Source organism: Cecembia calidifontis, from assembly GCF_004216715.1.
GTDB lineage: Bacteria > Bacteroidota > Bacteroidia > Cytophagales > Cyclobacteriaceae > Cecembia_A > Cecembia_A calidifontis.
Window position 1 is genome coordinate 3,034,752 of record NZ_SGXG01000001.1, and the last position, 15,334, is coordinate 3,050,085.

Sequence of the window (15,334 nt, forward strand, 5' to 3'; positions counted from 1 at the left end):
TTAACCTTTCAATAGACCCCTCTGACTTTCATGTTCAGGGTGTAAACAGCCCCCATGGCGGTGATAAAGAGGGTTTTTCTATCCGTACCTCCCAAAACCACATTGGCTGTCCAGTTTTCAGGAACGGGAATATGTGCGATTTTCTCTCCATTTGGGCTAAAGACGGTCACTCCTTTACCGGTTAGATAAACATTTCCTCTAAAGTCTATCGTCATGCCGTCAGAGCCCATCTCACAGAAAAGTCTCCTGTTTTTCAAGTAACCATCCTCTTCGATATCGTAGACGTAAGTTTTATTGGCGCCAATATCGGCCACATAAAGTTTTTTGCCATCCGGGGTTCCGATAATTCCATTGGGTTTTACAAGGTTTTCATCAACCCTAAAAAACTGCAGACGGTCTGGAGCAAGGTAATACAGGTGTTCCCCATCTTGCTGCATTTCTGGATTTCTGGTCCAGTACGGTCTTTTGTACAATGGATCTGTGAAATAAATGCCCCCGTTAGGTGCAACCCAAAGGTCATTGGGGCCATTGAGTAACTTTCCTTTGAAATTTTCGATGAGGACGGTATGATTTCCTTTGTCGTCAATGGACCAAAGTTGGTTTTCAAGGTCTGCGCAGGTAATAAGATTTCCCCTGCGGTCAAAAAACATACCGTTGGACCTTCCAGCATCTTCCATGAATACGCTAACCTCATTTCGGGTAGCAGACCACCTCATGATCCGGTTGTTGGGTTGGTCTGTGAAATAAACATCCCCATTTCTGTGAACAGCAGGTCCTTCTGTGAAGGAAAAGCCATCTGCTACTTTAGTGAGCTTTGCATTTTTGGCTACGATTTTCTTTTTGTCTTCTATCGGTTCCTGGGCAAAAAGGGTGGTGAAACACCCCAATAAAACGAAAAACAAGGTGATGTTTTTTTTCATTGCAATAGGTTGTTTGGTGCTTAAGGTTAGCTTGATTAGTGAATTGATGATCAAATATAAGTTTTTGGCCTTTCTTTGAAAGCCATGTTCAAGTCATAAATGCAACGCCTAATTTTTTCATTAGACATTCGATAGGACTAAGATAATTAAACTTTCTTATTGGCCTGTTATTGATTTTGGTTTCTATATTTTGGATCTGTTCCCGAGAGATTTGATTGAGGTCAGTACCCTTTGGCAGGAAAGCCCTGATAAGTCCGATTCTGTTTTCCACTGTTCCTTTATCCTGTGAAGTGTATGGTCTTGTAAAGAATGTTGGGATATTGAATTTATCTCTGATTTTATAATGGTTTGCGAATGCCATATCATTATCGAAAGTGATTGATTTGAAGAACGAAGCACCAATTCTCTGTATTCTCTTTGCTATTTTCTGTTCAATGATATCTGCATTTTTACCATCAAGTTTCTCTATGGTAGTAACCAAGGTTGCCCTGTCCACCAGTACCAAAAGAGCTGATTTGTGGTTTTTCCCCATCATAAGGTCTACTTCAATATCTCCTATCCTTTGTCTTTTTTCAACTACAGGAGGCCTTTGGTCAATTGGAACTCTCTCCCTGATAATTCCTCTGGTATGCCTGTAATTACCTCTCTTACGCTTTCTTTTACCATGCCGGAGATTCTTGTAAAGCTCCCTGTCCCTTCGGTATCTCCAATGGCTACTTTTTTTGGCAGTAAATATCCAGTTGTAGAGTGTCTCATGACAAACCCCTTCTTTACCTTGTTTCTTCCAGGTGACCGATATTAGCTCTGGGCTCAATTTGTCAACAACAAGGAATTTGCGGGCCTCTTCTTTAAGGGACTCGGTAAATTTGATTCGCTTTCTCTTGAGTCTATGTCTTTCGTCTGTACGGTTCTGGGCAACTGCAGCCTTATATTCACCGCTATAACGGCCCCTCTTGCCGGTATTTCTTTGAAGTTCTCTGGATACAGTACTTTTGTTGACACCGATAATCGCAGCGATTTTGGTCTGGGAAGTTCCGTTTCTAAATAAAGCCTCTATTTGGTACCTTTGTTCCTGGCTGAGATGTTTAAATTTATTCATGACAACACTAAATTAATATTTTCAGCCTAAGGGAAGGAACCTAGGTTCCTTCCCTTAAACCCTTAGTGTTGCATTTATGACTTGAATATAGGAAATTAAATAAGGCTGCTTATTTTTGAGAAACCTAAATATAGCCCAATATGAGCAACGTCGCGCAAAAGCCGAAAACCTTTTTGGATAGATTTCTGGATTTCATTGAAAAAGCAGGAAATAAACTGCCGGATCCGGCCATGTTGTTTTTCTTTTTGATGCTCATCACCTGGGTATTATCAGCATTGCTGTCTCCGATTGACTTTGGCGCAATTGATCCCAGATCGGGCAACGAACTGCGCATCCAAAACTTGCTGACAGGTCCCCAGTTGGCCTCATTTTTGGCCAATATGACCAATGTTTTTATCAATTTTCCGCCTTTGGGAGTGGTTTTATTGGCGATGCTGGGGGTGGGAGTGGCCGAGCATTCAGGATTTATCAATGCCGGACTAAAATTCTTATTGGGTATTACACCGAGGATGCTCCTAACACCGATTTTGGTCTTGGTAGCAATAGTCAGCCATACGGCTGCCGATGCGGGATATGTGTTGGTGATTCCATTGGGCGGCGTGATCTTTTATGCTGCAGGGCGACATCCATTGGCGGGTATTGCGGCTGCCTTTGCTGGCGTCTCCGGGGGCTTCAGTGCCAACTTTATCCCATCCAGTATAGATCCTTTGATCCAGAGTTTTACCCAATCCGCGGCCAGGATCATGGATCCGGAGATTTTGCTCAATCCGCTTAACAATATCTATTTCACAGGGCTTTCCAGCGTTGTTGTAATTGCGGTAGTTTGGTACCTGACAGATAGGGTAATTGAGCCCAGATTGAATAAGAATGTCAAGGTGGATGACAATTTGGAAGACATTCCTACCATGGACAGGCTGAACGAAAAGGAGCAAAAGTCTTTTTGGATCGCTTTTTTCACCATGTTTGCCCTGTTGATTTTATTGGTGCTTTGGGCTATCCCGAATGATTCTGCATTAAGGGATCCTGAAGGCGAACTCACCTCATTTGGTGCACCCTTGATGAAATCCATAGTTCCTTTGATATTTGTTGTTTTCTGGATTCCCGGCTTGGTTTATGGTTTTGCCAGTGGAACCTATAAATCCCTCAAGGATATGGTGGCATCTATGAGTAAGGCCATGGGAAGTATGGCTTATTATATTGTGATGGCCTTTTTCTGTGCTTTGTTTATCAATGCCTTTACCCTTTCCAACATCGGCTCTTTGACAGCATTAAAAGGAGCTAATTTTCTACAGGCTTTGGACCTCCCCGCTCAGGTGACTATTGTCGGCATTGTGATTTTGACGGCCTTTGTAAATCTCCTTGTAGGTTCAGCTTCTGCCAAATGGGCTTTGATCAGTCCGATTTTTGTTCCCATGTTGATGCAGTTGGGAATATCTCCTGATCTGACCCAGGCCGCATACCGGGTAGGGGATTCGGTTTCCAATATCATCACGCCTCTATTGCCTTATTTTCCTCTGATTGTGGTGTTCTGTCAGAAGTATGTCAAATCTACAGGAATAGGTACATTGGTTTCCATCATGTTGCCTTATTCTCTGGTGCTTTTGGTGACATGGACCTTGTTTTTACTCTTGTACTGGACGATTGGGATACCATTGGGGCTTCAGGCGATTTATGAGTATTTGATGGTACCTTAGTTTATCAAGAACCAAGGCAAAAGGCAAAGGAGGGATTTCGAAAGTCGGATTTCGGAAAAGCAGGAGCTTTGAAGGTTGGTGAGCTTGGATCTGAAGAAAATTGATTTTTTTAATTACACAGAGGAGGCACAGAGGGGAGAGAATGGAGAATGAGGAATAGTATTGGAGAATGAGATTATAAGGGCCAAGGCAAAAGTGTAAGTTTGATGAAATTAATTCTTTTGAAAAGAAAATTCCAAAGCATTGATCAGATTTTGAACTTGAAAGTCTGCAAAGCAGCTGACATTGGTTCTCCTGAATTTGTCAATTGGAATTTAAGTGAATAAGCCTAAAATTAATTTCGGACCAACTCAATGGCCGGTACGGTTCATGACCACAACCAACTTCTTTAATTTTGGGGAGTAGGCTATCCTGCTAATGTTTTTATAGCCATTGATGTGAATACTTCCTGCCAGTTCCCATTCTTTGGAATTGGCTTTGCGCACAAAAAGTTGGTTACCGCTGCCCATCAAGATCAAGTGATGGTTCAACCAAATGAAGTCCTCCGATCCAGGGTAGGTAAAGCCAAAATCCTGGTAAGTTCTTTTTTCAATATCAAACCCTTTGATGGCATAGGACTTTAGCCCATTGATTTCCTTGACTATATTCTTATCAATATAAGTGATAATACTGGATTTTGGTTTTCTTTTGATGGACCTGCCGACGTTCTGACTGATGGTGAAAATTTCCCCTTTGCTATAAGGATAAACAAGGGAGTTAGGAGTACCCAATACAAACATAGCAGCTTTGTTGTCATACCAGTCATAGTAGCCTACTGGTTCAATGTCATCATATAGAAGCTCAGGTTCACCAAAATTGGTGGGGTAGAGCCAAAGTCTTTGCTTTCCATCCTCTTCCACTGTGACAGCAGACACATAAAGTCCGCAATCTGTCAGGGAAGGAGAATATTCACTCTTATCATTCGTTTTGGTGAGGTTGGTGAATTTTTTGGATTCGAAATTATAGATGATGATATCATGGTTGCCTTTGTCATCTGCCGCTGAAAAGGCCATCTGCTTTTCATTGATGAAATTGGGTTGGTTATCATAGGCCTTCCTGTCAGTTATCTTGACTGTTGTTTCCGGAAAAATTTTCAAGTTTGCTCCTGTAACTTTAACATCCACAGCTATTAAATCAGTCGGGACTTGAGAAAAAGAGGTAAATGCAATGGAAGTCAGGGTTATCTTAAGGAATAAAAATCGTTTAAACATAGTTATCTCCGGAATTTGGAAACCAAATTACAAAATGAAGGTTAGAATGCTGTGAACAAACTCAAATTATATCAAAATCAGGAACTGGATAAGCTCAGGGAACTGGGAGATCCTTTAGGCGATCAGGTAGTGTTATTCCTTTTTGAACATCCGAACTGGATAGATGTTTTTAATTCCTGGTCAGAGTTTCCAAGGTCAGAAGAAATAGGTCGTTTACCTGAGCTTTTTTCATATTACCTTAGATCTTTTAAGGTTTTGCCTGACTGGCTGGATGAAAAAAAGGTGACTTTGGCACAGGAATTTTTTCAAAAGGAGGGTAATCTCTACCTTTCTATGCTTGGCTTTTACTCACTTCCTTACTGTTATGCCTTTGCCGATGGGGCGCAGGTTTTGGTGAGGTCAAAGAGAATTACTGATGAGATAGGCATGCGGCTTTCTGAGACAGCGCTATTTCTATTGGACAGTTTCAGGCCTGGAACTTTCTTAGGTGATGATAGGTGCATGTTGACTTTGGCAAAAGTCAGGCTGATCCATGCCTTTAGCAGGTTATTTGTACAAAAATATAGCAAGGACTGGAATGAAACTTGGGGTCTGCCCATCAATCAGGAAGATATGTTGGGGACCAATCTGGCCTTTAGCTTGTTGGTGATGCGCGGACTGGAAAAACTGGGGAGGTATCCGGGTAAGCAGATTGCGGAAGCTGTGCTGCATTATTGGAAAGTTATCGGTTGGTATTTGGGGATTTCCGTTGACTTTTGGCCAGAAACTGCAAAGGAAGCTTTTGAATTGGAAAGAATCATAAGGAAAAGGCATTTAAAATCCTCTGAAGCAGGCCACATTCTGATACAGGCTTTGTTGGACTATTACAAAAACACTATCCACGATCCCGCCCTGGCTGACAGGGCAGAAGCTTTGGTAGCCTATTTTGTTGGAAATGAGGCTGCCGAGGCTTTGGGAATCAGCGACAATTTGGTATTGCCCAAAGAGGTATATGGTCTTTTGTTAGAATTCAGTTTTTTCAGGCAGTATGGGGCTGGAAGTTCTTATGATAAAATCCGAAGGATTTTTATGGAGCAGAGTAAAATTCAATTCGGAAGGATACCTGAATTGAAATTACCTACCAGGAAGCGTTCATAATCGGACAGTATTTTGTCCGTTCTTATGGCGAAGTTTATTTAAAAACCCCTCAAAACATAAAATTTGGCCCTTTTTTGGTTATGGCATTCTTTTCGTATTTTAATGAATCAATGAAAAGAATCGCTACAATATGGCAACTTCTTCCTGTGGAGTTGATCTTTTGGATAGGGGCCTTGATCGGTATCCTGCTGATTGATCCTTATGGTCCACATCATTTCAGTCTATGTCCTTTGGATAATCTGGGTTTGGAATGGTGTCCTGGTTGCGGCCTGGGCAGAGCCATGAGTTTGCTGGCAAAAGGGGACATACAAGCCTCTTGGTCTATGCATCCCTTGGCTATGTTTGCCTTTGCTGTGATTCTTTACAGGATTATTCAACTCATAAGAAACATCAAAACAACAAAACACTATGGCTAATGTATTGAGACATCTTCCGGAATTGGAAGGAATGGAATTGGGTTATATTCAGGGCATCCTCAAAAATATGGATGACGAACAGGCAAGTCTTTTTGCCCAGGTTTATAGGGCGAGAAGAAAAGATAATCAGATGATATTGATCCTCTGTTTATTGGGCTTTTTTGGCTTTGCAGGTTTGCATAGGTTTATATTGGGTCAGATTGGACTTGGGATCTTGTATATCCTTACTTTGGGTCTTTGTTTTATAGGCACCATAGTTGACCTGGTGAATTACAAAAGCCTGGCTTATGAATACAATATCAAGGTAGCTCATGAAACCTTGTCTATGATGTCAAATGGTGGTCAAACTTCTCCAAGTGGCTCAGGAAATGAATAAAGCTGTTTATTTCATCACCGGAATTTTGGGTATGGGGATTTTATTAAGTTCCTGTACCGTATCTGAAAAGACCTATACCAAAGATTATGAGGAAACCTTCTCAGACATCAAAGAGATCGAATTGGATGGAAGATTTCTGGAAGTGTCTTATGAAGGCAGGGAAGGAGAACCTGAGGTTTTCATGAATGCCTTTCTGGAAGTCCCCGAAAGCAGCGGAGTGGATATCAAATTTAGGAAGTCCGGATCCAAACTGAAAATTGAAGTTGTAGGGGATGCTACCTTCAGTGGATGGAATTTTGGAAGTAGGTTCAATGGATTTATCAGCCTTATAGGTCCGGATGAAATCAAATTAAATTTCACCAATACTTCTGGTACCATTGATGTGATGCATGTCAAACATGACAAAATTGATTTAAGGGTAAATTCGGGCAGCATCAAATTGTCTGAATTGGAAGTGGATGATATGCGTTTGGAGGCAAGTTCCGGAAATATTAGTGGGGAAGGCTTATATGGGGATATCCATGCACAGGTAAATTCAGGTCAAATCCGTCTGTCGGAAGTGGTTGGTAATATAGAAGCGAAAGGAAGTTCGGGTAACCTGAGATTTGAAAATGTGGAGGGCAGGGTAGATGCAAAGGTAAACTCCGGGTCAATCAGGCTTGAAGGCGTGAAGGAATTAGGAAATTTGAGCGCTACTTCGGGAAGCATTAGGGCAGATAATTCAGGTTTGGGTCCTGAAACCAAACTGAATGCCAATTCAGGAAGTGTTCAGATTCAAACTTACTCCAATCTTGAAGACTTTAACTTTGACCTGAGTGCCTCAAGTGGTTCTGTAAAGGTAGGTGACAGGGACTCCGGCAAGAATGTAAAAATTGACAACGGTTCGGCCCACACCATCAAGGGAAGTGTAAGTAGTGGCAGTATCCGGATCAATAATTAAGCAAAGTAAATAAGGGTTAAGTTTTTTCATTCGATCCAGTGTTGAGAGATGCTGGATTTTTTTGTTTTTGGGGCTTCCATGGATTCGACATTTAAAAAAAATGAAAATTTTTTTAATTTTTTTTTCAGGGTGATTTTAGGGCAAAATGCATATTCTTTTTGGTGACCTACAATTAACAGTTTACATAGTTGGTGCGGGTCAAAAAAGTGCCCTTCTGCATGTTTTTGATTGGTTTTCAGGTGTTTGGAATTTAATTTTTTTGTCCCATCTTAGCATAAAATTCAATGTTTTAGACCGAAAAGAGACATTTAATTTTAATGTTGTTCAATTTTTAAACCATGTTTAATCAACCAGAATAATTATGAAAAGTAAGACTAAATTGATCTTGGCCAATGTCTTTGCGCTTTTGGCGGTTGTAACCGTTTTGACTATTTCCAATTTGCTTGGTGTTCAGGTAAATGGTAGCGGTTCTTTGATGCCTAAAATCCTTTTGTTGGTATTGCCACAGCTTGGCTTTATCTATTTTTATTTGAGGTCCTCAGCAGAGGAGAACAAAAAGGCAATGGCTTAATAACAAGCGTCTTTTTCAGGGTAAGTTTGAGGTAGAGAAATTTTTTAGGAAAGTGTTTGTAGGTATTTTATTTTTTTAGGATCGGATAAATGTGTTTAGGTCTGGGGATGTCCGGCGGTCTTTGGCCGTCGGACATTTTTGGTTTTTGAATGTTGGGAAATAAAAAAGCTGCTTCATTTTCTAAGATGAAACAGCCTTTTCCGGTGGGTGATTAATTGGGAATCGCAGAGTTATGAAATTCTTGATGAAATGTCCAAGAGCAAACCGTTGGGGTCCTCGATGAGCATCCTTCTTTGTCCGTAAAATTCATCTTCCGGTTTAAGGACGATAGTGGCATTCATGTTCAGTGCCCTTTCATAGACTTCGTCAAGGTCATTGACTACAAAAGCCAGGTTGAGTCCGGAGGTGGTTTGAACATAATTACTTGGAATCAGGTCCGTATCTTTTGGAAAAAGCCCGATTTCCAAGAATCCGTCCTTGGACTTGAGGTTGATGTACCAGGTACTTTCGAACTCTGCTTTGAAGTCCAGGATTTTCTCATAGAACTCTTTGCTTTCCTGGAGTTTGTCTGAAAAAAGGTTAGCGATCATTCTTGAGGTAAGTACCTTGTTCGGTCTAGTTTTTACTGCGGGCATATCATACGGGGTTAAACAATAGATTTTGTTTTAAAACGTATCAAATATAGCTAATTACTGTTGAAAACACGAAAAAAAAATATTAAAATTTTGAAAAATGCAATTAAATTCAATTATGTAATATTGAAATGCAATTTGAGTTTGATGAAAGTATAATTTATTTTTAAGCTGAGTTTGATTTGAATCCGAGCGAATTTAACACTTATGCAAGTTGGTAGAACGAAGATGTATAGAGATATAAACTTCTCTTTTTTGGCTTCTCGGAATTTGTAATTTCGTGAAGCGATAGGGCGGATTTTCAATCCGCAGATGACTGTCCACTAATTGCACCAATTTGCAACAAAAAGGCGCAAAGGATTTGATCCTTCGCGCCCAAGGCAGGTTGTATTTTTTTAGAATTTCCGGTACTTGCCGCCCAGGAACTTATTGGCTTTTTTCTCGGCAAACCGCGCTTTTTTGCTGTCCCAATGGAGGGTTTCATTCGGGAACTTTCCTGCAATTACCCCGAGAAGGATGGTTTCGGTTAGTCGTGCGGAGTATTCAAAAGGCGCGGTGCATTCCCCTTTGCCCAAACAGGCATCCACAAACTGATGGTAATGTTTTTTGCTTTCCTCATTGTAGTCCTGCACGGGATTGCCGAGATTGAAGGGCTTCACATCAAATTCTTTGTATTTTCCATCTACAATCCAACGGGGAAGTTCCATGAAATGTGGCAAGAGCAGTCTCCCTTTTTCTCCCATGAACATGGCACCTTGTTCTGGTAGTTTGTCCCCATTGGGGAGTTTCAGGTCCTCGTGTTCCGCCGGAGCGCCAGGGCCATCATACCATACCCACTTCAGTGTCTCGGTGGTGTAAGGAGTAGCGGGAAATTCATAAGTGACGATGTTGTTTTCTGGGAATCCAAAACCCGTGGGTTGCCGGCATTCAGTTCTGATGGTACGCGGCACATCCAGTTGCAGGGCGTTGTAAGGGGTATCAAAAATATGTACACCCATATCCCCCAGGGTTCCGCAACCAAAATCCATGATTTTCCTCCAGTTGCCAGGATGGTAATACCCTTCCTTGTAGGGGCGTTTGGGGGCTGTGCCCAACCACAGGTTCCAGTTCAAATTGGCTGGAACGGGATCGCTTCCTGTAGGTTCAGGTCCATCGAATCCCCAGTTTTTGGGAGACCATGCCCTTACGGTATGCACTTTTCCTATAATCCCGGATTGGATCAGCAGTGTGGCCAACTTATAATCATAAAAGGAATGCACCTGAATCCCCATCTGTGTCACCAGGTTCTTTTCTTTGGCCATTTTTTTCATGGCCCTGGCTTCGGTCACATGGTGGGTTAGAGGTTTTTGGCAATAGACCGCTTTATTCATTTCCATTGCCATCAAGGATGCCGGAGCATGGGTATGATCCGGGGTGGATACCACCACGGCATCAAACTCATTTTTCATGTCCTTCAACATCACTCTGTAGTCTGGATAAGTCTTGGCTTTAGGATAAAGGGCCTTTGCCCGCTCCAGCATCTTGCTGTCCACATCGCACAAACCTACGACTTCCACTTCGGGGTGTGAAGCAATGGCTGCCAGGTCCTCCATGCCCATTGCACCCAAGCCTATATGGACCGTTCTTAATTTGCCTGCTGCTTTGGCTTGTGCCAGGATGTGCGGAGCTAAAGCCAATCCTGCAGCTCCTAATGCGGACTTTACCAAAAAGTCCCTACGGTTGATCACCTGAAAATTTTTCTTCATTGGGATATTATTAATTGTTTGTTGCCGGTAATTCTTTGATTCTGATATTTCTGAAATGGACTACGTCGCCATGTCCCAAAAACCCAATGTGGCCCTTGCTTCTTTGAAGCCCTGGGTGCTCTTTTTGGTCCAAGGTGCCGTTTTTGCTGGCTTCCAAATAGTCCCCTTCCAAAATGGTGGTACCGTTGAGGATCACCTTGATATAGGGATGCTGGACAAAGACCTCTTGCTGGTTCCATTCTCCCGGAGCTTTCAGATAGCCGCGTTTGGCGGGCATCACCCCATAAACGGAACCGTGGAATTGGTAGTCATGCAAGTTGGCATATTTCTCGGCCTCATTGTCCAAGATCTGGATTTCTTTGCCCACATAGGCGGCATCTCCTTCTAAAGGTGCATGGATGCCAAGGCCATTGTTAGCCCCTGGGGTCAAAAGGAATTCAAATCTCAGTATAAAATTGCCATATTCTCTTTCAGTAAAAAGATTTCCTCCGCCACCGCCTTTTGGGTCAATGACGATCCTGCCATTTTCAGCCCAGTAAGCCGTTTTATTGCCGACCCATCCGTCCAGGTCTTTACCGTTGAAAAGGGGGGTAAATTCACTTTCCGGGATTTCCTGGGCTTGGGCAGCACCAAAACCAAGGAGTAGAGCGGCTGTGAGGTAAAAGCTAATTTTCTTCATTATGAGGTGCTTGAGTCCCTAAGATTAGGAAAATTCGGGATTATTCAACCTGTGGTGTTTTGAGTCATTCAATTTATTAAAAAATAATCTAAATCATAGAACTTGTTGAAAAAATTAAGAAAAGCTTCAATTTTATTGAAACCCTAAATGCACTAAGGAAAATAAAGCTGCGCTTTTTGGGAATTTAACCACCGATGAATGATGATGAACACTGATACTTCGACTTCGCTCAGTACAAGTAACACACCTGCCAGATGCAGGCTGGGTTAAAAGCTGCGCTTTTTGGAATTGACCACAGATAAATACAGATTAACACTGATAAAAGCTGCACTTATTGAGAATTAAACCATTCCTTCCTTCGTAAGGCATGGATGAATGATGATTAGCACACCTGCCAGACGCAGGATGAGGAAAATGTTTCGCTTTTTAGGCTTCTTGGTTTAGGAATTTTTTGGACTAAAGAACGGGAATATTTCCATCTAACTTACCCGTCATTGGGAACAAAACATAAATTATAACCTTAAATCCGCAGGGCGGATTTAAAAAAAGCCGAAAAAGTGGCTGAATTTATTCAATTCAGGCTTTTCCGGCTCGTTTTTTTTTCACTTATTTAGGTGTTACCACACATCCTTGATAAGCGGTATGAAAATTACGAATTCGACAGAAAAAATCACACCTTTCGGAGGTTTTAATTTTGTTTTTAACTCTTTCAAAAATTCTGGTCTCCCAGAACTCATTGATAATCAATTGGGGGTTAGAGCCTTAAGGGGAGGGTTTTCATACAGTGACATTTTCGCCAATCATATGGCTATTTTCTTTAATGGTGGCGACTGTACTGAAGATATCAATGTTCACTTGAGAGACGCACTTGAACAGGTCCCTTCATTTTCAGTATGCAGTGCCGATACAATTCTGAGAGGTATCAAAGAGCTTGCTGTTGATACAGAACTCTTTATAAATCCGTCCAGTGGAGTAAGCCATGAATTTAATATCAATGGAAAACTCAACAGCTTGTTGTTAAAATCAGCTTGTAAGACCGGATTACTCAAGTCAGGTGTTGCTTACGACCTCGATTATGACAACACCGTCATTCCAACTGAAAAGTACGATTCAAAAAAGACATATAAACACGTCTATGGATATCAGCCAGGTGTAGCTTCCATAGCACATCCTGAATTTTCACAGGCCATTCCTGTGTACGTAGAGGGCAGAAATGGCAACAGTCAGGCCAAATATTTGCAGGCTGATACACTTACACGCATGTTTGGGCAGCTTACCAATGAAAATATCCGTATCGGAAGGTTCAGAGCCGATTCAGCATCCTATCAGGAAGAAGTTCTCCGCACACTGGAAGCACATACCGAAAGCTTTTATATACGGGCAAACAGATGTGCCAAACTGGATAATATCCTTGGAAGTATAGCCCCTGAGAAGTGGCAGAAAATACGTTTGGGTGTACAGGAAATGGAAGTTACTGACCTATCCGACTACAAACCTTTCGGTAAAGACAGGTCTTACAGGCTGGTCATTACCAGAATCAGGCGTAAAGACGGGCAGGCAGATGTGTTTAGTGGAGATGCATTTACTTACAGGGCTATTCTGACCAATGAACATACATCGTCCAATGAAGCTGTTGTAAGGTTTTATAACGCCCGGGGTGCAAGCGAACGCTTGTTTGATGTACTCAACAATGACTTTGGCTGGTCTAAGTTGCCCTGTTCGTTCCTTGCAGAGAATACCTCCTTTATGCTTATGACGGCTATGTATGCCAATTTTTACACCTATATCATTGGAGAGTATTCCAGAAAAGTTGATTGGCTTAAGCCTACCGACAGGCTCAAGAAGTTTATCTTCAGATTTATCACTGTTTCAGCCAAGTGGATAAGAACGGGAAGAAGAGAAGTGCTCAAACTGTTCACGAGTAAGGATTACAAGCCGATTTTGAACTAAATTCAGATAAAAACCCCTCAGGAGCTCAAAAAATAAAGATTTACAGGGAAGAGGTATGCCTTTTCCATTAAAATTGAGGAAAAAAACCGTCCATTTTATCCTCAAACCTAAAATCCATTGTCTCAAAACTATGAACACTCTTCAATCAAAGGGAAGAAATTCCCGAACTAGACCAAAAATGAACACAAACAAGCAGATTCAAATCTCCAAACTAAAATCCTGCGGATTTTAGGTATAAATTAACCTGACTGAGTAGATTTTTAGCATTTACTTTTTGTCACTTTTTTTCTTGATAAAAAAAGTAACCAAAAAAATCAAGAATTTCGAATCCTTCTACCCGCAAGGCCAACGCCGGCCCGGACGAAATTCATTCCTCCCCTCCCTACTTAGACGATTTCGTTGTCAGTTTTTATGCTTTTTTTCTTTAACTTTTATTTCTCATCTCAATTTAGACACTTAACATTACTTTTATAATGTTTTAGAGTTCGAGTTAACCCTTCCCAACCATTGATCTGATAGATTTTTTTACGCTGTCACATGCTCAATGACCGCTTTTTCCACTTCCTCATAATTGGTCTGCATCAGCCAATGCCCGCCATTAAGGGCCAGGAAAGTATAATCCCCCTTCATATACTGATGGTTGTGTTCAGCGGCGGCGGCCCCAATGGCCATGTCTTTTTTACTCCATTGGGACAGGCATGGGCACTGTAGCCGCGCATATCAGGGGCCAGGCAGTAGAATCCCAAAGCGGCCAGCTTGTCCATCAAGCGGATCCACATAATAGACGTTTCCGGGAAGCCATGCAGTAGGATAATGGCCTGATTCTTCTGATCTCCTGCCTCCCGGCAGTCAAACTCCAAATCCCCCACTTTAATCCGTCTGATTGCCTGCATTTTTAAATCCAGTTAAGGTTTGTACTCATTGATATCCCTTGACCTGTTTTTTGGGTTTTTAACCTATAGGTCAAATTTATTGATGGATGAATTATAAACTTAACTAGAATTTCAGCTTCTTCAAAAATGACGATGTCTTTCCCTAGTCATCCCGTTTTTTGATAACGGTATTGGGTAGGAGGGAAGGGATACCGTTTTGGTTTTGGTGGACATCGAAACCACCGCTTTGGTTGGGTTTTAATGTCTTGGCAGGGGTAATTTCCCGGATGCCATGGTTATTGTTATAGACATCATAGCCCCCTTGGTAATTGGGTTGGATGCTTTTGGATGGGGTAATATTGGGTATCCCGTACTGGGTATCATAGATATCATAACCTCCGGTCATGTTCGATTTGATGACCTGTGCGGGGGTAATTTCTCTGATCCCGTATTGGGTATTGTAGATTTCTTTCGTTCCATTGGGATTGACCTGAATCACTTGGGAGGGCGTAATGTTCTGAATCCCGTTTTGGTGCTGGTAAACATTGAAGGAATTGCTGTTGGTGGTAGCCGGTTTCACTGTGGTATTGGGCAGTATGGAAGGGATTCCATTTTGGGCAGGAAAGGTCTGAAAGGTCTGTGCACGAAGGCCGAGACTGATACAGATAGCCAATAGGGATAGAGAAAGGATTTTCATGGTTATTTTGGATTTTGGGTATAATAGTAAATGACAAACAAAAACTATGAACCGCTTTTTCCCCCCTTCCAAATGAGGAGTTTGGGAAAAAGGCGATACCTGTGCGCATGTACTTCTTAAACGAAAATTTACGAAAAAGTTTGGTGCTGTAATTTATTGCGACATCAGTTGTCGTAAAAAGAACTAAGGAGTACAATTTCTGAAAATTATTCCCTAAATTAGAGATACATCATTTGCATCAATATGGGCTTATTAAGTATAATTTGGGCTTTTATTTTACTTTTTGTAGGAATATGGTTGATCTTGTGGTCGCTTTTTTCGGGAGGTAATAAGAAGTAAGGACTAGCTCCTTTGGC

Annotated in this window: 15 protein-coding genes; 7 read left to right on the forward strand and 8 right to left on the reverse strand. The window is 41.6% G+C overall.

Going from position 1 to position 15,334, the window contains the following annotated elements; translation table 11 throughout:
* Positions 1–8: 8 nt before the first annotated feature.
* Complete coding sequence (locus BC751_RS13130; protein WP_130275933.1) at positions 9–920, reverse strand: SMP-30/gluconolactonase/LRE family protein; 912 nt, start codon at positions 918–920, stop codon at positions 9–11.
* 88 nt (positions 921–1,008) lie between these two features.
* The gene (locus BC751_RS13135; protein WP_130273814.1) at positions 1,009–2,019 is read right to left on the reverse strand and encodes an IS30 family transposase; all 1,011 of its coding nucleotides are present in this window, start codon (positions 2,017–2,019) and stop codon (positions 1,009–1,011) included.
* Positions 2,020–2,159: 140 nt separating this feature from the next.
* Between BC751_RS13135 and BC751_RS13140 the strand changes: the two genes are divergently transcribed.
* A complete protein-coding gene (locus BC751_RS13140) occupies positions 2,160–3,713 on the forward strand; it encodes an AbgT family transporter (RefSeq protein WP_130275934.1) in 1,554 nt (517 codons plus the stop codon).
* Positions 3,714–4,063: 350 nt separating this feature from the next.
* Here the strand turns inward: BC751_RS13140 and BC751_RS13145 are convergent, their stop codons facing one another.
* Entirely contained in the window at positions 4,064–4,963 is a 900-nt protein-coding gene (locus tag BC751_RS13145; protein ID WP_130275935.1) for a TolB-like translocation protein, read from the reverse strand.
* A 51-nt stretch (positions 4,964–5,014) separates the two neighbouring features.
* On the opposite strand from BC751_RS13145, the gene BC751_RS13150 reads away from it, so the two are divergent.
* The 5 genes from BC751_RS13150 to BC751_RS13170 all read left to right on the forward strand — a co-directional run bounded on the left by BC751_RS13150 (position 5,015) and on the right by BC751_RS13170 (position 8,403).
* Positions 5,015–6,100 (forward strand): oxygenase MpaB family protein, encoded by a 1,086-nt coding sequence (locus BC751_RS13150; protein WP_130275936.1) that lies wholly within the window; start codon positions 5,015–5,017, stop codon positions 6,098–6,100.
* A gap of 110 nt (positions 6,101–6,210) precedes the next feature.
* Positions 6,211–6,516: a DUF2752 domain-containing protein gene (locus BC751_RS13155; RefSeq protein WP_130275937.1), complete on the forward strand. Its 306-nt coding sequence runs from the start codon at positions 6,211–6,213 to the stop codon at positions 6,514–6,516.
* Positions 6,509–6,892, forward strand: coding sequence for a TM2 domain-containing protein (locus tag BC751_RS13160; RefSeq protein WP_130275938.1), 384 nt, complete (start codon positions 6,509–6,511; stop codon positions 6,890–6,892). Before BC751_RS13155 ends, BC751_RS13160 begins: the two co-directional genes overlap by 8 nt.
* Positions 6,885–7,832 (forward strand): DUF4097 family beta strand repeat-containing protein, encoded by a 948-nt coding sequence (locus tag BC751_RS13165; protein WP_130275939.1) that lies wholly within the window; start codon positions 6,885–6,887, stop codon positions 7,830–7,832. Before BC751_RS13160 ends, BC751_RS13165 begins: the two co-directional genes overlap by 8 nt.
* A 361-nt stretch (positions 7,833–8,193) precedes the next feature.
* Positions 8,194–8,403, forward strand: a complete 210-nt coding sequence (locus BC751_RS13170; protein ID WP_130275940.1) for a hypothetical protein — start codon at positions 8,194–8,196, stop codon at positions 8,401–8,403.
* Between the two features lie 230 nt (positions 8,404–8,633).
* Here the strand turns inward: BC751_RS13170 and BC751_RS13175 are convergent, their stop codons facing one another.
* The 3 genes from BC751_RS13175 to BC751_RS13185 all read right to left on the reverse strand — a co-directional run bounded on the left by BC751_RS13175 (position 8,634) and on the right by BC751_RS13185 (position 11,459).
* Complete coding sequence (locus BC751_RS13175; protein WP_130275941.1) at positions 8,634–9,038, reverse strand: VOC family protein; 405 nt, start codon at positions 9,036–9,038, stop codon at positions 8,634–8,636.
* A gap of 392 nt (positions 9,039–9,430) precedes the next feature.
* Positions 9,431–10,780 carry a Gfo/Idh/MocA family protein gene (locus tag BC751_RS13180; protein ID WP_130275942.1) on the reverse strand — a complete coding sequence of 450 codons (1,350 nt, stop codon included), beginning with the start codon at positions 10,778–10,780 and terminating at the stop codon, positions 9,431–9,433.
* Positions 10,781–10,790: 10 nt separating this feature from the next.
* Positions 10,791–11,459 carry a 3-keto-disaccharide hydrolase gene (locus tag BC751_RS13185; RefSeq protein ID WP_130275943.1) on the reverse strand — a complete coding sequence of 223 codons (669 nt, stop codon included), beginning with the start codon at positions 11,457–11,459 and terminating at the stop codon, positions 10,791–10,793.
* A gap of 642 nt (positions 11,460–12,101) precedes the next feature.
* On the opposite strand from BC751_RS13185, the gene BC751_RS13190 reads away from it, so the two are divergent.
* The gene (locus tag BC751_RS13190; protein WP_130273823.1) at positions 12,102–13,409 is read left to right on the forward strand and encodes an IS1380 family transposase; all 1,308 of its coding nucleotides are present in this window, start codon (positions 12,102–12,104) and stop codon (positions 13,407–13,409) included.
* A gap of 626 nt (positions 13,410–14,035) precedes the next feature.
* Here BC751_RS13190 and BC751_RS13195 read toward each other — a convergent pair.
* Both BC751_RS13195 and BC751_RS13200 read right to left on the reverse strand, forming a co-directional pair.
* Positions 14,036–14,302 (reverse strand): alpha/beta fold hydrolase, encoded by a 267-nt coding sequence (locus BC751_RS13195; protein ID WP_130275944.1) that lies wholly within the window; start codon positions 14,300–14,302, stop codon positions 14,036–14,038.
* Between the two features lie 142 nt (positions 14,303–14,444).
* Positions 14,445–14,978, reverse strand: a complete 534-nt coding sequence (locus BC751_RS13200; RefSeq protein WP_130275945.1) for a hypothetical protein — start codon at positions 14,976–14,978, stop codon at positions 14,445–14,447.
* Between the last annotated feature and the right edge of the window lie 356 nt (positions 14,979–15,334).